General features: G+C 60.2%; 17 protein-coding genes. 7 read left to right on the top strand and 10 right to left on the bottom strand.

The window, feature by feature from the left end; translation table 11 throughout:
- Positions 1-103 precede the first annotated feature (103 nt).
- The gene (locus BSU04_RS38210) at positions 104-739 is read left to right on the top strand and encodes an FMN-binding negative transcriptional regulator (protein WP_089165408.1); all 636 of its coding nucleotides are present in this window, start codon (positions 104-106) and stop codon (positions 737-739) included.
- A 91-nt stretch (positions 740-830) separates the two neighbouring features.
- Here BSU04_RS38210 and BSU04_RS38205 read toward each other — a convergent pair whose 3' ends face one another.
- Positions 831-2,693, bottom strand: coding sequence for a hybrid sensor histidine kinase/response regulator (locus BSU04_RS38205; protein WP_089165407.1), 1,863 nt, complete (start codon positions 2,691-2,693; stop codon positions 831-833).
- Positions 2,694-3,073: 380 nt separating this feature from the next.
- Here BSU04_RS38205 and BSU04_RS38200 point away from each other — a divergent pair, with 380 nt between their 5' ends.
- Positions 3,074-3,337, top strand: coding sequence for a hypothetical protein (locus tag BSU04_RS38200; protein WP_089165406.1), 264 nt, complete (start codon positions 3,074-3,076; stop codon positions 3,335-3,337).
- Positions 3,338-3,723: 386 nt separating this feature from the next.
- Here BSU04_RS38200 and BSU04_RS38195 read toward each other — a convergent pair whose 3' ends face one another.
- The 7 genes from BSU04_RS38195 to BSU04_RS38165 all read right to left on the bottom strand — a co-directional run bounded on the left by BSU04_RS38195 (position 3,724) and on the right by BSU04_RS38165 (position 11,677).
- Positions 3,724-4,401 (bottom strand): hypothetical protein, encoded by a 678-nt coding sequence (locus BSU04_RS38195; RefSeq protein ID WP_089165405.1) that lies wholly within the window; start codon positions 4,399-4,401, stop codon positions 3,724-3,726.
- 264 nt (positions 4,402-4,665) lie between these two features.
- A complete protein-coding gene (locus BSU04_RS38190; protein ID WP_089165404.1) occupies positions 4,666-5,202 on the bottom strand; it encodes a cupin domain-containing protein in 537 nt (178 codons plus the stop codon).
- 321 nt (positions 5,203-5,523) lie between these two features.
- Complete coding sequence (locus tag BSU04_RS38185; RefSeq protein WP_256983783.1) at positions 5,524-6,294, bottom strand: MipA/OmpV family protein; 771 nt, start codon at positions 6,292-6,294, stop codon at positions 5,524-5,526.
- A 211-nt stretch (positions 6,295-6,505) separates the two neighbouring features.
- A complete protein-coding gene (locus BSU04_RS38180; protein ID WP_144021486.1) occupies positions 6,506-7,075 on the bottom strand; it encodes a DUF4136 domain-containing protein in 570 nt (189 codons plus the stop codon).
- A gap of 19 nt (positions 7,076-7,094) precedes the next feature.
- Positions 7,095-9,545 carry a CHASE2 domain-containing protein gene (locus BSU04_RS38175; protein WP_089165402.1) on the bottom strand — a complete coding sequence of 817 codons (2,451 nt, stop codon included), beginning with the start codon at positions 9,543-9,545 and terminating at the stop codon, positions 7,095-7,097.
- A 9-nt stretch (positions 9,546-9,554) separates the two neighbouring features.
- A complete protein-coding gene (locus tag BSU04_RS38170; RefSeq protein ID WP_089165401.1) occupies positions 9,555-10,910 on the bottom strand; it encodes a FecR domain-containing protein in 1,356 nt (451 codons plus the stop codon).
- A 68-nt stretch (positions 10,911-10,978) separates the two neighbouring features.
- Positions 10,979-11,677, bottom strand: a complete 699-nt coding sequence (locus BSU04_RS38165) for a response regulator transcription factor (RefSeq protein ID WP_089165400.1) — start codon at positions 11,675-11,677, stop codon at positions 10,979-10,981.
- Here BSU04_RS38165 and BSU04_RS46865 point away from each other — a divergent pair.
- The 3 genes from BSU04_RS46865 (at position 11,677) to BSU04_RS38150 (ending at position 14,346) form a co-directional block, all read left to right on the top strand.
- Complete coding sequence (locus BSU04_RS46865; protein ID WP_179258583.1) at positions 11,677-12,009, top strand: hypothetical protein; 333 nt, start codon at positions 11,677-11,679, stop codon at positions 12,007-12,009. The genes BSU04_RS38165 and BSU04_RS46865 overlap by 1 nt on opposite strands.
- Before the next feature lie 874 nt (positions 12,010-12,883).
- Positions 12,884-13,675, top strand: coding sequence for a substrate-binding domain-containing protein (locus tag BSU04_RS38155; protein WP_089165399.1), 792 nt, complete (start codon positions 12,884-12,886; stop codon positions 13,673-13,675).
- Positions 13,676-13,740: 65 nt separating this feature from the next.
- Positions 13,741-14,346 (top strand): pyridoxamine 5'-phosphate oxidase family protein, encoded by a 606-nt coding sequence (locus BSU04_RS38150; protein WP_089165398.1) that lies wholly within the window; start codon positions 13,741-13,743, stop codon positions 14,344-14,346.
- Between the two features lie 20 nt (positions 14,347-14,366).
- Here the strand turns inward: BSU04_RS38150 and BSU04_RS38145 are convergent, their stop codons facing one another.
- Entirely contained in the window at positions 14,367-15,455 is a 1,089-nt protein-coding gene (locus BSU04_RS38145) for a zinc-binding dehydrogenase (RefSeq protein WP_089165397.1), read from the bottom strand.
- Between the two features lie 75 nt (positions 15,456-15,530).
- Between BSU04_RS38145 and BSU04_RS38140 the strand changes: the two genes are divergently transcribed.
- On the top strand, positions 15,531-16,457 hold the full coding sequence (locus BSU04_RS38140) for a LysR family transcriptional regulator (protein ID WP_089165396.1): 927 nt from the start codon (positions 15,531-15,533) through the stop codon (positions 16,455-16,457).
- A gap of 154 nt (positions 16,458-16,611) precedes the next feature.
- Positions 16,612-17,853, top strand: coding sequence for a GGDEF domain-containing protein (locus BSU04_RS38135; RefSeq protein WP_089165395.1), 1,242 nt, complete (start codon positions 16,612-16,614; stop codon positions 17,851-17,853).
- 17 nt (positions 17,854-17,870) lie between these two features.
- Here the strand turns inward: BSU04_RS38135 and BSU04_RS38130 are convergent, their stop codons facing one another.
- Complete coding sequence (locus BSU04_RS38130; RefSeq protein ID WP_089165394.1) at positions 17,871-18,599, bottom strand: class I SAM-dependent methyltransferase; 729 nt, start codon at positions 18,597-18,599, stop codon at positions 17,871-17,873.
- Between the last annotated feature and the right edge of the window lie 10 nt (positions 18,600-18,609).

Raw genomic sequence — 18,609 nt, 5'->3', positions numbered from 1 at the left:
ATGATTCAAATTGGCTCTACAGAATAAACCAGTTTTGGCACACACTGCATGCAAGACGAATCCTCTTCGCAGAGGTGAACGACAGAAACCTACTGGAGCAAGCATGTATATACCCGCCCATTTCAACGAGTCTCGCAAAGACGTGCTGCACGCACTCATCGCGGAAAATCCGTTTGGCAGTCTGATTACCCATGGCAAGAGCGGTCTGGACGCCAATCACATTCCACTTGACCTTGCAGCGAACGAAGGTGACCTGGGCGTGCTGCATGCGCATGTCGCGCGGACCAACCCCTTGTGGCTGGACGTCGCCAATGGCGACGAAGTGCTCGTCGTCTTCCGTGCTGGTGACGCGTATATCTCCCCCACGTGGTATCCGAGCAAGCATGAAACGCACAAGCAGGTGCCGACCTGGAATTACATCGTCGTTCACGCTCATGGGCGCATCACCATTCGTGACGATGAGAAATATGTGCGTGGCGTAATCGCCCGTCTTACCCGCACGCACGAGGCAACGGAGCCCGAACCTTGGAAGATGGGAGACGCGCCGAGGGAATTCATCGACACCATGGTCAAATCGATTGTGGGTTTGCAAATCGATATCACTCGGCTCACGGGCAAGAGCAAGCTCAGCCAGAATAAGGAAGTCCGTGATATTCAAGGCGCCGGGGAGGCGCTTAAGGCACGCGAAAATCGGATTGGCAATGCGATGCTTGAGCGCGCAGCGGAGAAGCAGCGATAGTCCATGTCCTTTGGCGATATTCCGGCGAAATTTTGGGCCAGAAGGACGGCTACGACAGCGCGGAAGGGCATTACGCTCGGGACGCTTCCAGTCACCGATCGCTCGCGAGACTGAAATTCATCTTCCGCTGAGCGCTCACGTAACGGCTGATCTCCGTCAGCAGGTCTTTGGGGGCGGAGGACTTGCGCAATAGCACGAACGGCTCGGGGAAGTCGCGAAGGACGTGATCGGAGAGCAACTCGCCGGTGATAAATGCGACGGGAATAACGCCCGCCCAGGCGAAATGACGCCTGATTCGATCAGCAACCTCCATACCTGTGACTCCTTCGCGCAGACGGATATCGGCGACGATGAGATCGGGAATGCGGCTGTCATCAGCAAGGATGGCTTCGAATCCAGCCATCGACTCGGCGGCGTGCACGAGCGCGCCCGCGCTTGAGAAAAGACGTCTGAGGCCTTCGAGGACGGTAGGTTCATCGTCGCACACTAGCATGAACGTGCCAGTGAGATCGGGCGTGTAGACGTCGTCATCCTGAGCATTTGCCTCAACGGGCGGGGTCGATGCCGAAACTGTCGCGTAAAGGGAAAAGCGCGATCCGCGCCCTTCCACGGAGGCGAAACTTATGCCGTGACCCGGCAGAATATGGATCGCACGATGCACAATCGACAGCCCTAGTCCCAGCCCTTTCGAACGGTCGCGTCCCGGATTGTTGATCTGATAGTACTCGGAGAAGATCGCGTCCCGATGCGCAGGCGCAATGCCGGTGCCGGTATCCCATACATCGACGCGCAGCCGTTCATTCAGTTGCACCCAGCCAAGCACAACGCCACCCGATGACGTGTTCTTGATCGCGTTCGATACGAGATTCGATACGGACCGCTTGAAGAGCGATCGGTCGGTCTCGATGGACGGCGGGCACCGTCGGCGCCCCGCGATTCTTAGATCGATGCCACGCAACCGGGCCGTCTCCCGGTATTGCTCGAAGACCTCTGTCAACAGGCCGTGGGTATCGACCGGTACGACATGGGGAACATATGAGCCCAGCTCGCTGTAGTCCTGAATGTCCTTGAACATGTCGAGGATGTCGGACGCGGTCTCCTCGATGACATCGAGCTCGCGATCTACTGCGTATCCGTCCCTGATCCTCGTCCGGGCGCTTCGGATGAAAAGGTTGATTGCGGCGAGAGGCTGCTGGATGTCGTGATACGCCGATGAAAAGAATCGCTCTTTCTCCCTGCCGAGCTCCTGCATGCGTCTGTTTTGCTCGTTGACCACGCGCGACGCCGCTTCGACGCGCGCCTTGGCCGCGCGCAAGGTGCGCCGGTGTACGAATTCGCGCCTCGCGGCGCGTTCCAGCGGAATACTGAGCAGCACGCCGACGACAGACATCATCGGCAGCATCGTGGCATGCGCAGTCACCAACTCCACGCGCAGTTCGACACTTCCGCCGACGGGTTTGAAATAAAGCATGATCAGATAACTGACAACACATATCCCGATCAGCCAAGCCGCCGTGATCACCCGAAGCCGAAAGGCCATGAATATCACGAAAAGAGAAAATAAGAGCACCGGATAGACTTCCCGCCAGCCAAGGTCGCCCGGATAGAACTGCAGCATTCTCAGGGCGGTGAACCAGCAACTGATCGTCCAGACACTGAGCAGCCCGACGGCCCAACGTTCATCGAGTGCGCGCGGGGTCCAGAGCAGCACGGGAATCGTCATTCCGATCGCTCCGGCGACTCTCAGAAAAATCAGCTCGTTGTGGTGCAGATGGGCGGGATCGAGTACGTTTAACCGGCAGAAGTCGCGGATGGACCATACGACCCACAACGCGGTGAAGATTGCGATGGCGAGCCTCCGTTGTCCGGAGAACCGTCGCGCGTAGTCCCACCGGAACGCGCGTTCCTGAGCCGCCGAGCTGAACCTGCGCACCTTGAGGCCTGACGATCTCATGACAACGCTCGATCAGGAAATTCGCCGTCCGCGGATAGGGCAGCGTGCAATTCAAACAAGATAGCAGCCCGCCATCCAAAGTTATACACACAAATGTAGCGTTCCGGATGCGGCGGCCAGATCAGGAGCGCCTACATCTTTCCGGACTCAATTCCGGCCGCCCACCTACCTACGTGGGTGGCGACGGCGTCCAGGCCGACCGAGAATCGATATGACAGCACCGGCAAACGAGAGTCGAGGTTTTTCGTAACTGTTATTCGCCTCGGTACGCCGTCCTCTCCCGGACTTCGTTCCCATTGTTTTTGTTCTTGAGGCGGTCCGGGTTTGTCTCGTCCCGTCGCAACCGGATGTTGCGGCAACGCTCGTTAAAGGAGATTCTCATGAAAACAGTCTTGCTCGTCGCTGGTGGACTACTCTGCGCGTGCGCCTTGCACGCCAATGCGCAGGCAACCGGCGCAAATCCGACGACTGGGGTGCAGACCAGCGCGGACAATTCGGAAGGTTCGGACATATCTGGAAACTCCATGTCTGGCGCTCCTGCCACGCTCAATGGCAAAACCCGCGAGCAAGTCTATCAAGACCTTGTGCGCTCACAGAAGAGTGGCGAAGCGGCGCGGCTGCAAGAACTCTTTAAAGGCAGTTGAGCTTCCCTTAATCATGCGATCGGGGCTGCGCGTGAAAAGGGAAGGTGATAGCAATGGGCATTCCCTAAATCACCGTTCTCTATCGAACGGCGAATACACCCAGGCGTAGTCCCGGCCGCATCTGTCAACCCGCTCCGTGTTTTTGTCCTGTTTCCTACAGGACTCCATCGCTTTGCGGGTAAAGATCGGCTTTAACAGATGACCGCATGTAAGCGCAGCTACCCGGTGCCTCGGGATAAGCGTGCCGCTACCTCTCGGCACGTGGTCGGCACCGTTAATCCGAACCAGGCCCGGGACGCCATGCTATCTATTTCGTCAGTGAGGGGGTTGCGATCAATGCGTCGATCTTGCTGCTTTTGTTTTACTGATCGCACGCGTCGCAAAGCTTAAGAGTCTCCACGTCCTACGCAACTCGGATACGGCGGTTGTTCCCCGGGTACGATCGAGCAAAGCTTCAAAGGCATGAGACCTTTCATCCTCGCGGCCCACATCTTCACGTCGATATCCATTGGGGTCGGCATTGCATCGCCTCTCTGAGACCATTGCAAAGTATAGAAATCCTTTTCTCCTTTGACCACGGCAATCATGGCTGTCTCACTGTGTCCTGCGCTCGCCGCCGCGTTACCGCAACTGACGACCATGATGAACGCGTCCCGCGCGTTCAACTGCCCCTCATAGAGTCCCTTCACGGCGAAGGACGACGGACAGGCACGTTGAAACCCGCTGGCGATGCTGGTTGCGAACACTTTAGGCGTAGCGTCGGGATGCTTTGCGCTGAAATCTTGCGCCCCTGTGACCGTCAGCATCTGCGTCCAGTTCGAAACACTCTCGCCTGGCAAAACCCATTCATGGATGTAGCGATCCCCATGCGTGTTTTCGAATACCGAGACGAAGTTAGCTGGCTCGTGGAAATAGACAAGCTGACTGAAAATCGGTGCGATTACACCAACTGAACCTCCTCCACCCTCTTTAGGGGAATTCTCAGGCTGCGCAAATACACCCATAGAAAGTGAAAGCGCAACGAGCGAACTCGCAAGCGCGATAGCGGATCGTGGAAGGTTCATATTTTCCTATTTGCGATAGTGCGGACAGTCTAGTTCGTCTGGAATGACTCTGCGGCAGGAAAGCTCACACATGAGCAAATTTCCATCTCAACGTTGGTTATACTGAATTATTCTTCGTGGCCAAATAGCGCAATGCGTAGAGAGATGGGAATTCAAGGATGCCTGAATTTCCACACCTGCATCGGGTATCGATTGAGAGAGGCTCGCCTGACGCGAGCTTCGATTGAATGAAATTCGTCCTGCGCCATTCGTGTAACGCCCCGCTTAGGGATTCGGCGGCGTCACCGACAGGATGATCTCGGTTTGCTTGTCCGACTCATTCCGATATCGATGAGGAAGGCGCCCATCGAAGGAAACACTCTCGCCACCGACCACGGTGTAGTCGACACCAGCAATTTCCGCGATGAGTTCGCCCGCGACCACATAGACACACTCCGTTGAAGCGTGACCCCTGGGTTCTTCGGCTGATGTTTGGCCGGGATCGAGGACTGCGCGCAGCACTTCTAGCTGGCCGTTACCCGCGGTGAGCCGTTCATAGGTCACTTGCCCCATGGGCGCGATCAATCGTGCGCGGTTGCCGGGCCGGCTGATCCACACAGACGGCGCTGCTGTCGCGGTAAAAAGCGACGCGACGGATTCACCAAAGACGCCGGCCAGTCGCCGCATGGTTTCCAGGCTGGGATCAGTAACAGATCGCTCAACCTGGCTCAACAACGTCGCGGATACGCCTGCCTGACTGGCCAGGTCCCGCAACGACAGGCCGTGTGCGGTTCGCAATTCCTTGAGTCTCTCTCCGATCACGATGTAGCCACCCGCTTGTAAAGTCTCAATTAACAAAAATAAGTATATGGAGCGTACCGCGAGTGGTCAAGCCAGCGGCCAAACACCTTGGCAAAGCCGGCCCAAAGCCCCATCACGCCTGCCCACACGGGAGTGCACGGCGGTCAGTATTTGACGGAGCGCCGGCCGGGCAGCTTTAGAAAGTGCGATGAAGCGACATTGCGTGTGCAGTATTTCTTCACACCGGGCTTTGCGCGAGCGACCGGATCTTTGCCCGAGGGCACGGGTGGTGAAGCGTGGCGCGAATTCCAGACAGGACCACAACCACCGCCAAGGGACAGATCACTTGAACCGGTAATTCACCGCGGCAAGAAAATTCAACTCAGTTCGTTGCTCGGTGATCGGGCTGTGCCCTGCGTTGTGCTCCAACCGGCCGGCCGTGAGCGAGACTGATCCCACCCATTTTTTCGAAAAATCGTAGCTGACGTAGGTGTTGAGGTGAACGTCCCGGATGCCCGAACTCGTGTCATAGACCGGCAAACCAGAAGCAGCACTTTGACTGGCGGAAACGCCAAACAGCGTCCGGTTATAGACGGCATTAGCCCACGTCACGCCGGGCCCAACCGACACCAGCAACTTCGAAGTAAGCGGCATATTCGCCACCAGATCCCCACTGACAAGCAAACCCTGCCCCGTCCCCGCTATGTCCTGATAGGCCGCGACCGAGCCCGTCAACAGCGACAGGGAATAATCCGCAAACACCTTCAGCTTCGGACCATAGTGCACATTACCCAGGCCGTGAAGACGCGGATCGTCGGACTCATTCCGCGATTGAAAATCGAAGCTGATTGCCGTGCCGAAGTGATAAGCCGGGCCTTTCAGGAGGTTGATGCCGAGTACGTCGAGACCTTGCGAGAAGATCCGGTCGTCGTAGGAAATATCGAGCGACGGCAGCGGCAGGACCTGGAACGCACGAGAACCGGGGTATTTCGGCGACACCATCAACGCGGGGCCGATCGAGACTTTCCATAGCCCGGCGGCAGCGGGGCTCGCATCGGGGGACGCGCTGGCATCAGGCGCAGTACTTGACTCGTCCGCAACGGCGTTCGTCAGCCAAACGCAAGTGAACGAGACTACGGTGCAACGGCAAAAATCGGCAAACTTCACTGCGGGTTCCCTGGCATGTCGAGTCCTTCGGGCTCGTGTGGATTGAACGTCCTCGGCGGCTCGGCCTGGTCGCCTGCAATGCTCGCCGCTTCGTTCAGGCGCAAGAATACGCCATTATCCCTGCGTCAATCTCCCGCACGCCGATCTTCGCTAGCCGCTAATCACAATGCGCGACCTCGCGCCGCTCGGCATTGTGCATGGGAAAGTCCGCGAACGCGCAACCCATGAGGTTGTGCAGCGCCGCGCCGCCGGCGGGATCGCGATCCGCATGGATGACGTTTACCTGGTAACTCACCGCCCCGCTCGTCCGCTCGACAAACTGGATAGTCAGTGCATGAACATAGTGCTTGCGCCCAAACCATTCCTTCTGCAGCGCGACGTCGTCACATGCGCTTTCGGGTACGCCGGTGCACTCGGCGTGCACGCGCACGGCTTGCGGACGCGTCGCATAACCCAGCTTGACGAGATAGTCCGCGCTGTTCAGAGGCGCCTGGCGCAAGCCCTTCGCGGCCAGCGCTTCATCAAGCCAGCGAGCGGGCGCAGCATCGGTCGCAACGTCACCCTGTGGCTCGACACTTGACGATTGCAACGCATAGGTCTTGACGCCCTCGGTCGAGAAATCCCCGCCGTCCGCACTGTAGGCGCTGATCCTCACTGGCGGCTCACTGGCGCAACCGCACAGGAGCGCGAGAAGGAAGATGGCGCTTGCCATCGATCGTATGTTCACTTCGTTCCCCAAAAAACGTTTATTGCTTCTGCGTAGCGGGTTGTTCGCCGCTCGCTTCGCGCGGTTCGATTGTCTGTGCACGCAAGGTGATCGTGACCGTAGTCCCTTGGTCCGGCGCGCTTTGAATTGCGATCTCCCCCGCGTGGCGGCTGACCACCGTCTTGACGAACGCCATCCCCAGCCCGGTTCCATCGCTCGGCGGCTGGCCATCGAGATGAAAGCGCCGGAAGCGTTCGAACAAATGCGCCTGCTGCTCAAGCGCAATACCGTAGCCCGCGTCCCGCACCACACACACGATTGCGCCCGGCTTCTCCGTGACGATACAGTCGACGCGCGTGCCAGGCGGGCTGTATTTCACCGCGTTGCTGAGCAGGTTGATGAGCGCGCGCGTCATCAGCGACCGGTCCGCCAAAACCCAGTAAGCCTGACCTTCGCTCTCGCAACGCACCTCAATGTTCTTCGCGTTCGCGAGCGGCCAGATTTCGTCACTGGCGTCGATTGCGAGTTCATGCAGGTTCAGCAGTTCGAGGCTATAGTGCTGCGACTCGGCGCGGGCAAGCTGCACAAAATCATCGGCCAGTGCGAGTGTGCGGCGCGCATAGCGTTCGACGCGCTCCATCAACTCCATCGCCGGCTTGGAGTCGATATGCGGCCGCTCGGTATCGAGCAACGCGAGAATCGACGCCTGCGGTGAGCGCATGTCGTGCGACAGCAGGTGCAGCATGTCGTCGCGCTGGCGCTCGGAAGCATGCAGCGCGGTGATATCGACCCAACTCGCAATCCACCCGAGCGATTCGCCCGTGCTGGTCGTGCAGGGCGCATACCGCAGCATGTGATCGCGGCCATGGCGATCGCGCACTTCAATGCCATGCATCATCACGGCGGTGTGCCGCTCGACGCGTGGGTCGAGCATCTCCGGCCATTGCATGCCGGTTGGCAGCGAACCGCTGCTGCCTTCGTCGACCAGACGCACGAAATGGAACTCGCCGAAGAGCTGCATGATCGACAAGTCGGCGAACTGCAAGGGACCAAAATGCAGCCGCGCGGGATCATTGACCATCAGGATGCGGCCATCGCGATCACAGACCATGATCGGCTCGGGCAAACTGTTCAGGCTGTCCCAGATGAACTGTCGCATGTTGCGCTGGCGCTGCACGGCCTGGCGTGTGAGTGCGATCAGGCGTTCCAGCACGTCGCCCGCCGTGCCCTGCGGTTTGGGGTGGGGACCCGGCAGCAGATTCGGCTCAGCGGCAAGCAGACGCATTTCCTGTCCGAGATACGACATCGCGACCTCGAGACGCCGCCAGCTCCACAGCAAATAGATCAGCGCCAGGCCGCCGAGCGCCGGTACCGGCGAGAGCCAGCGAGAGCGCAAATACACCAGGCAGGCGCTCGCAATCAGGCAGGCGCAACCCAGCGCGATCGTCAGCATGAGTGACTGCAGCGGCGACACCACCAGCAGGGCCGCGAGCAACATGCCAACCGGCACGACGCTCGCCCAGCCGGCCGCCTCGTCGCCTATCGGTTCAATGGCGCGGCCGTCGAACAACGCGTCGAGGATAGTCGCGTAGATATCTACGCCAGGCAGCTCGCCCACTTCGCCCGAGATCGGCGTGGCAAAGCGGTCGCGCAGGCCGGCCGCCGTTGCGCCAACCAGCACGATCTTGCCTGCGAAGAATTCAGGGGGAACGGCTCCCTGCATCGCGGCCGCGAACGACACCCGCGGATAATCCAGCGACGTGCGCGAGAACGGAATCATCATCCGATGCGCGCGCTTCAGATCGCCCACGCCCGCCGGTCCCGATGATGCGAACGCCGCGTCAGCCGCCGCCGTTTCGATGCCGGGCAGCACGGCATCCGGCCCCCGCAACGCCTGATACACCGGCACCGTGATGCTCGGCCACCAATCCTTGCCGCTGCCTTCGAACAGCGAGACGCTGCGCACGATACCGTCGTGGTTCACTTCCAGGTCGATGTGGCCCACGCCCGCCGCCGCCGCGCGCAACACCGGGGCAGGTTCGACCACGGCGGGCTCGTTCCGGTTGACGGGCAGCCGGTCGACAAGTAGCGGCAGATAGGTCGGCACATGTTTCATGGCCTCGGCGAAAGCGGCATCGCCGGGAGACGGTTCGGTGAACAGCACGTCGTACGCGACGCTCGCCGGTTTCGCCTTCGCAAGCTGCGTCAGCAGCGCCGCATGGGTCTCGCGCGGCCACGGCCAGCGCCCGAGTTCCGCAATGCTTTCGTCGTCGATCGCGACGATCACAATGCCGCTCGAGGCACGGCTCGCGGCGTGCAGCAACAACTGATCGTAGAACAGGAAACCGGCGCGTTCCGTCAGCGGGCTCATCACGCCAAAGAGCACCGCGGCGACCCCCACCACCCCGATCAGCGCCCATTCAAGGAAAAAGCGCTTGCCAATGGACGGCCCCAGCCAGCGCCAATTGTGAAAGGGGAAGCGCCATGGCATGGGTCGCGCCTACCGCGTTTGAGTGAACGACCGGACTTCGCTCGGTATCGACACGACCCGACCGTTCTCGAAGGTATCGACAACAATCGTCCAGTAGTACTTTCCTGGGCTCAGATGCGCCACCGACATCTCGCCGCCCGACACGTCGAGCAGGTCGATCAACGGCGCGCTCAGGTCCGCATGATTCGACAGGATGAACCGATACTGCGCCCTCGACGCCCCGCCGTCGACATGCCAGCGGAATGCGTAGCCATTGCCTTCGATAGGCGTAGCCGCCGCGTTGGTGGTGTCGAGACGGCGGCTGAAGGTGAACACTTGCGGCAAGCCGTCGATGCCGTGCGTGTCAGTGGCCGAGACGCGCACGAAATAGTTGCCGTCGGGGAGGTTGTCGAACGCCGCGCGCGGGCCTGTCGTGCGCTGGTCGCGAAGCAGGTCGAGGAAATCGGCGTCGCTGGAAATCTCCGTACGGTATGCGAGCGCGCCGTCGACCGGCGTCAGGTCAAAGGTCACTTGCGGAGCGCGCTGCAACTTGCCCGGATCGACAATATCCGGCGGGTCAAGCAGCCGCACCGACGCGCCTGCGGCGTCGCCCGTGCGCGTCAGGTTGCCGTAGCCGGCCAGCACAAGCGTCTGCGCACCGCCCTTGACCGGCTGCGGGCCGAAAGCGTCACTAACCTCGCCGTTCACTGCGCCGTCCACGCCGATCTTGCCTGCCAGCACCTCGACGCTGGTCGCATCTTGCTCCGCCAGGTAATTCACCCGGAAGCGCGTGCCGCGCACGCCTGCCACCACGGACGGTGTAATGACCCGGAACGAATCGCGCGGGTTCTTGAACGGCGTGACGTCGGTCGTGACCTCGCCTTGCTTCAGGTCGAACTGACGGTCGACCGCGCCGGTCAGCAGCGTGGTACGCAAGCGTCCGATCTGGATCCGGCTGCTCGACGGCAGCACGACATGCGAGCCGCCGGGTAGCAGCATGGAAACGAACGCGTCGCGGCCGGTGCTGATTTCATCACCCTCCATCAACAGCGTCCCCGCATTAACCGGCATGGCTGGCGCGCCCGCCGTGCCGAGCTTGTCGACACTGCCGCGCACCGCCACCACTCGAGCCGTCAGCAGCGTCTGCCTGAGCCGCGAGGTGGGCATGAAGAGATGAGCGTCGACCTGCAGGTGCCGCGGATTCGCAACGTGATTGATGTCGCGCAACAGCCGCCAGTCGGAAGGACTCTGCATGTAGCGATCGGCGAGCGTGTAGAGCGAATCGTCCGCGCGCACCACATAGGGCGTCATGTCCTGCGACGGCACGTGTCTGGCGTAGACCGGCTGGATCGAGCAAACAATGGCGATGATGCCGGCCAGCGCCATTGAAGCATCCAGCCTCGAGCGTGGACCTTGATGCGCTGCCAAACCGCGCCTGTTTTTATGGAACCCGTTCACGACGATTCATTCCCCACTTTTTCCAGCCGATAGCCGTAGCTATAGATGGGTGTTATGCGGTAACCGTTTTGCGGTCGCAACACCAGCTTGGAGCGAATCTGCGAGACATGGGTATCGATTGTTCGCGACGGAATATCCACGTCCTGCCGCCACACCGATTCGCGCATATGGGTGCGTGACAGCGGCCGTGACAGGTTGCGAAAGAGCAGCAGAGCGAGTTCAAATTCCTTCTGCGTCAGCGTAGCTGCCACTTCATTGACCAGTGCGGTCTGGGTAGTCAGATCGAATCGATAGATGCCGTAGGTTTCCTCGGTCACCTCGTTCTGGTGCATGTAGATCCGCCGCAGCAAAGCTTCCACACGGGCGAGCAGCACAGGCCGCGACACCGGCTTGAGGATGTAGTCGTCGGCGCCGGCGTTCAGCATCTGGACGATGTCGCTTTCAACACTGCGGCTCGTCAGGAAGAGAACCGGCAGGTTCGTGGTGAGGTTTTGCCTGACCCATTTCAGCACGACGTCGCCCGGCATTTCCGGCATGTTCCAGTCGAGCAGCAGCAGATCGTACGGCTGACGCCTCAGCTCATGGATCAGGCTCTTGCCTTCGGTAAAAACCTGGCAGAAGTGCCCGGCGGCAGTCAGTGTCTGAGCCACGAACGCCGTCTGGCTCAGGTCGTCGTCCAGCACGCAAATCCGCATTGCCTGATATCCCGTTAAATAGTCAAAACGGCTTTGTCATTTATTTTGCTTGGGCGCCGAATGCCGGTGGCAGATTATTTTGTATTTTTATTATACTTTTTTATGCGAAATCAGCGCATTTGAATCAGCATCCGGTCAAAGCTTTTCATGACGTGATCCCACGCCGCATCCGAGTGATCCTCACGTGCCCGCGCGCACATGCACGCAAAAGCAATCAAACGCCGCGCCGTCTGTTCGCAATAAGTCAGCGGCATTGGAGCGACCTGATCTTCCTGAAGTCCCGCTTGATGTCCTGGAAACCGATCCTGAACGCGGTCTACCGAACGGTTTAATCTCTCCAGCCGTGATCGCAGAATATCCGCCAGCCAAGGTAACTCTGCCGCGCATGAATCGGCATAAGCCTCGATTGCCGCACGAGCATGCGGATCCGACGCAAGATCCAGCGTCAAATAACGCAATCTGTCAGCCGACTGCTGCGGTCGGATTTTCGACTTCCATGCAAGCGGGCCGCCGCTGGATTTATTCAACATTCAAAGCACCCTGGTCTAGTGACACTCCACGAGATCGCTTAAAAGCGATTGCACGGCGACGTCCTGTGTGTGGCTCAGGCCGCAATCGCGCAGCGTCAATAAACGGTTGCGCCAATAGTTCGCGTGAAAAATCGCGCCACTGGCTCCCATCGCGAGACAACGAGACATGATCGCTTCAATATGGACTATTTCCGCATCGATTATTATCGACGCACGATTTCCTTGGTATTGCGTTTTGGTATTCACTGATATCCCCGAAAACTGACGTCTAGTGCGCGGCGAACCAGCCTCTCAACGCTAATAATACGATTCGCCTTCATGGGTTTTCATTCCTCGGCGCGTAGCGCCGGGCATGCTTTTTCCCACTGATATTATTGACCTAAGGACAAACCAAAAATGTCCTTCGATGACGCACTCTACCGCCGATCACCGTGCTATCTAACGTACTTTTCAGTATTTAACAGTTCAACGAGACGACCCCAACAGGTATGGCCGAAGGCGTTGAAAGTGCAACGTTTGCGTTCGCGGTAAGTTAATCGTCAGGCTGAGCCGGAAATCGTTTGCGCGTCGTTCAGCGCCGAATAACACGGGGTGTTCCCTAACGACCATCACCCTCGATGCGTTTAAACTTCGTCGGCGCAAACGTTATCGACTCATCCACTTTTTACGGTCATCCATGAAATCGTTCTTGCTGAAGCTTTCCACATTCGCGTTCATCGGCGGCACGGTAGCCGCGACCACCGCGCCTACCGTGCATGCCGCCGAATTGCATGTCATGAGCTCAGGCGGATTCACCGCAGCTTACAAAATCCTCGGTCCAAAATTCGCCGCGGCAAGCGGCAATACCCTCGACACCGCCCTCGGGCCCTCCATGGGCAAAGCCCCCGAAGCAATCCCGAACCGGCTGGCCCGGGGCGAACCGGCGGACGTGGTGATCATGGTCGGCTACGCGCTCGACGACCTCATCAAACAAGGCAAGGTGATTCCGGGCTCACGCGTGGAACTCGCCGATTCGGCCATCGGCATGGTCGTTCGCGCCGGTGCGCCGAAGCCGGATATCAGCACGGTTGCGGCGTTGAAGGAGACGCTGCTGCACGCGAAGTCGGTCGCCTACTCCGACAGCGCGAGCGGCGTGTACGTGCAGAACGAGTTGTTCAAGCGCTTGGGGCTGGAGGACCAGATCCGTCCCAAGGCTACGATGGTGCCTAAGATTCCGGTGGCGTCGGTGGTGGCCAACGGCGACTACGAACTTGGCTTCCAGCAGGTGAGCGAGCTGCTGCCCGTGCCGGGCATAACGTTCGTTGGCAAGATTCCCGCGTCCGTGCAATCGATTACGCGATTCGCCGCCGGCATTCCGGTGGGCGCGCAACATCCAGCCGAAGCGAAAGCGCTGCTTGAGTATCTGGCTTCGCCGGAGGCGGCGCCGGTCGTCACGCAGACGGGGCTCGATCCTGTCACGCCGCACTAGTCACGTTAGGTTCAGCCGGGCCTGCTAATGTATGGGCTGAACCCGGATCATCGAAGGAGCGAAGCATGTTGACGAGCGTCGAGCAACTGGAAGATATCTACGGCAAGCCGAACGAGCGTTCGGTGCGCAAGGAGATTTCGTTCATCAGCGAAGACTACGCGGCGTTCATCCTTGCGTCGCCGTTCGTGATGCTGGCGTCGGCGGGAGAGGACGGGCTCGACTGTTCGCCCAAAGGCGATGCAATGGGCTTCGTCCGGATCCTCGATGCCCATACGCTGGCCATTCCCGACCGCCCGGGCAATAACCGTATCGATACACTCAGGAACCTCGTGCACGACCCGCGAGTGGCGTTGCTGTTTCTCGTGCCGGGCGTGGGCGAAATGATGCGCGTGAACGGCCGTGCATCGATTGCCGACGACAGCGAGCTGCTCGCCTCATTCAGCGTGAACGGCAAACCGCCGCGTACAGTGATCCTCGTGCATGTGGAGTCCGTGTATTTCCATTGCTCGAAGGCGGTCGTGAGATCGGACTTGTGGAACGGCGAGAAACACGTCGACCGCTCGAGCTTGCCCTCAGCCGGCGACATGCTGAAGGGCGTAAGCGACACCACTTTCGATAGCGACGCCTACGATCGCGCACTGCCCGGACGCCTCAAGACCGACCTGTACTAAACGGCGCTGTTTTCGACCTGCTACGCCCACGCTTGCGGCGAGTCACCGCATACCACCGTGCATTGCAGGCCCGACATGCGGCCGGCTTCGTCAATAGCCGCTTCCAGTGCCGCGAATGAAAATGTCTTCAGTTCGACGGACGCGAGCGGCAACTGGCGCGATGCGGCTAGCGCAACCAGCACGAGATAATCGGCGGGCGTGTACATGAAGTGGCCGATCAACTCCCAGTTGTTCTGCAGCATCTCGCGATAGGGAATCGGCAAATCCACCAGCATGCTGCCCATCAGCACGAGGCGCCCGGCGCGGCGCAGGCTTCTGAGCGTAGCGATCGTGGCGTTGGCATCGGTTGCATTGCCGACCATATCGAAAGCCAGGTCCGCACCTCCACCCGCCGCCGCGCGAATCGCGGTTACGTCGTGCGCCGCGTCGCCCGACAGCACGACCGGCACCACGCGGCCTCGTCCGAGTTCCACCAGCGTTTGCAGCGGTTGGGCGCGCCTGCCGAGCGCAACCACCCTGCTCGCGCCCATCGCCAGCGCGGCGAGTACTGCCGCCGAGCCGAAGTAGCCGGTCGCACCGTTGACGATCACGGTTTCACCCGCTGCCAGCCGTCCGCGCCGCAAACCGCCGAACGGCACCGCGAACTTGCCCAGGATCGCGAGGCGCTCGGCCGGGAGATCGTCGAGTCCATCGAGCGGAATCAGCGTCGACGCCGGGAATTGCGCCACTTCGCGCAAGCTGCCATGTGGAAATTCGGCGAGCATCGGCCCGCTGTCGGCGCCAAGGCCCGTCAGCGCGATCAGCACTTGCGCCGGTTCGCGTACCGTTTCGTTCGCGATCCAGTACGGGTTCACCGCGACACGCTGACCGACGTGAAACGAGATCACGCCCTCGCCGACCGCTTCCACGCGGCCAACGCCATTTGTCCCCGGCGAAAACGGTCCCGGCGGATACGCATAGGGCAACTTGCCCTCGACGTGAGCGCGCGTATAGCTGAGCAGCGGCACCGCTTCCATCCGGACTGTCACCGCGTTGCGGCGTGGCGCCGGCGGTGCTTCATTGCGCAGCGCCAGCGGCGTACCGGGTTCATCGAGCATCCACGCTTTCATCTGTATTCCCCTTAAGGTCGGTTGGACAGTTGAACTCTAGGTGCCGGGTACGTATTCTTGAAATCAATTAATAGAATGCGACCTATCAACGTGATTGATCTTCGCGGTATCGACTTGAATCTGCTTGTGTCGCTCGATGCGCTGCTGGCCGAATCGAATGTCACGCGCGCGGCGCTTCGGCTGCATTTGACGCAACCGGCTGTCTCGACCCAGCTTGCGCGGCTGCGCCAGATTTTCGGCGATCCGCTGCTGATTCCCGCCGAGACCGGCCGGGGCATGACGCGCAGCACGCGGGCGCTCGAATTGATGGAGCCGTTGCACCTCGCATTGAAGAATCTCGAAGCGGTCGTGCGCCATCAACCCTCCTTCGATCCGCAGACGGACCGGCGCAGTTTTGTCATTGCCGCGAACGACAACGCCACGGCGGTGCTCGGCCAGCGGCTGATGGAGCAGCTACCGGCGCTGGCCGGGCCGGGCGTGCGGATCGCGTTTGTGGTGGCCGACCAGCCGTCGATGGCGACCCGGCTAGAACGCGGTGAAATCGATTTGCTGCTGGGCTCGGAGCGGATGGTGCCGGCGTCGATGAAAGCCCGCAAACTCTTCGATGAGCATTTTGTCGTCGTCCAGCGCAAGGGGCATCCGCGCGGTACTGCTGCGCTCGATCTCGACACGTATTGCGCGTTGAGCCACGTGCTGGTGTCGACGAGCGGCGGCAGTTTTCACGGCTTCATGGACGAACACCTGGACGCGCTGGGGCGCGAGCGCCGGGTCGTATTATCGGTGCAGCATTTCACGCTCGTGCCTGAATTGCTGGCGCGCACGGACTATGTTTCGACGCTGCCAGCCCGCTTTGCCGAGCGTTATCGCGAACGCCTCGATATCTTCGATCTACCGTTCGAAGCGCGCGGCTTTACGCTGTTCGCCGCGTGGCCGCCTCGCAGTCAGGCCGATCCGGCGCACGTGTGGCTGCGTGACACGCTAGCGGCACTTGCCTCGATGTGAGGGCCTGACTCGTCCTCTTCGCGCAGCGCTTGCGACCTGCCGGTACCTGCTCATACCTTCGACATTGCGTTCCTTCTGTACGTCGGCGGCCCGGGCCCGACATACAAAATGACTTATCATGTTGCCCCAACGGCGACATCAGACATGGCGAGCGATGGCAGAACCAATCGAAATTCCACGCTTCGACGCAGAGACGAATTTCAAACTTGACCGCCTATGGTCCGAGTTCGAAGACGCGTCAGTGGAAAAAGAGTTTCAGCGCCATCATCGGATTGCAAACCATACCTCGCTGATGCGCACGCTTGTCTTCTGCACCCTGTTTTACGTCGCTTTCGCGATCACTGACATAGCCGCCCTCGGTTATTCCCGTACAACCTTCGTGCTTTTCCTGGCGCGCTGCTGCGTTGCGTTGACGGGCGTGGTCAGCCTACGCGTCGTAAGCTTTCCGCAGGTTTCCCTCGCCTCCGTGCGCGCGGCCGCGAGCGCGTTCGAAGTCGTCGGCTTCACTGCCTTCATGTTGATCACCTGGCTTCGTCCCACCGGAATGGCGGCGCATTGCATGTCCATGTGCATTCTGTTGATCGTGGTGTACAACTTCATTCAGAACAAGCTGCTCTGGGCTTTGCTCATATCCCTGGCCGCGACGATCGCGTTTATCGCCATTTGCGCGGTATCGAAGATGCTCGACTCGTCGTCGTTGCTGACGTCGTCGATGCTTCTGGCCTTCACCAACGTGCTCGGTTATGTCACAGCTCGCCGCCACAACCGCCTGGTCCGCGATGAATTCTGCCAGCACGCCTTGTTGCGCAACCTCTCCGTGCGCGACTATCTCACCGGCTGCTTCAACCGGCGGTATCTGACCGACGTGTTGTTCGACGCAGAACTCCAGCGCACCCGGCGGTACAAGCTCAAGCTCGCGGTCATCCTGTGCGACATCGACTACTTCAAGCAGATCAACGATACCTACGGGCACCCCGCAGGCGACGCCGTCTTGCGGACCTTCGCCGCCATGCTGCTTGCCCACACACGGCACCGGGTCGACAGCGTGGTTCGCTACGGCGGCGAGGAATTCCTGTTGCTGCTTCCACAAACGGATCTCGCCGGCGCGACAGTGCTGGCCGAGCGCATGCGCCAATCGTTCGAGCTGACCACCACGCGTGCGTGGGATGGCCGCGAAGTGCGTTCCACTGCAAGTTTCGGTGTAGTGGCTGTGAATTGCGCGGGCGAATCAGGTCTCGAGACCGAGGAAGGCCTGGTGGGCGCCGCCGATGCGCAGTTGTATCGCGCAAAAAATGCGGGGCGCAATCGGGTTTGCGCCAGCGCGGCGCCGGCCGTGTCGGGTGCTCTGGACTTGGATGACGGGCAAGAGGGCGTATTCGCCGTCACGCAGCCCTAGTTTTCGAGGTGCGGGGTTTATCGGTTCGCGGACACCAGCAACATCATGGGACGCTCCCGCTCCTCCGCGAGTTCGGGCCGCGCGGCGACCTCCCCATCTGTCGGTCCCCATTCCTGCACGTGGGCGATCGTAAAGCCCGCTCCAATCAGGTGATTCAACAACGTGCCCATTGTCCGATGCTGCTTGACCACGCCATCGGCGAGCCAGTTGGTGATCCGCGCACCTTCGCGTTGATAGCTGTCGATAGGCCAGGTCTTGCGGCCGTTCTCATCGGTCAACCATCCAGGATTTTGTGGCGCCATATAGATCGGATGCTCGATCGAGAAGACGAGCCTTGCGCCCGGCACAAGCGCACGATGGATGTTTGCGAGCAGCCCTCGCAGGTCTTCAATGTAGTGAAACGCAAGTGAGCTATAGGCCAGGTCGAAGCTGGCTTCCGGCAGATCGAGTTTTTCCAGATCAGCTTTTGCGTAGGTGATTACCGTGTCAGCAGACGACGACCTAGCGCGTTCGAGCATCTTCTCCGATACATCGAGACCGAGAACGCACGCCGCGCCCTGCTCGCGTGCCCAGCGGCAGAACCAGCCATAACCGCAGCCGAGATCCACTACCCTGAGGCCGCGCATGGCCGCAAGCAAAGCCCTGAGCGCCGGCCATTCCGCTGCACCCGCCAGCCCCTCCACCGAGCGGCCCAACTTGCTGTAACCCTCGAAGAACGCGGGATCGTCGTAGATGTTTTGTGTCATTTGCCAATGC

This window comes from Caballeronia sordidicola, assembly GCF_002220365.1.
Classification (GTDB): Bacteria; Pseudomonadota; Gammaproteobacteria; order Burkholderiales; family Burkholderiaceae; genus Caballeronia; species Caballeronia sordidicola_C.
This window is presented reverse-complemented; position numbering and strand designations above follow the sequence as displayed.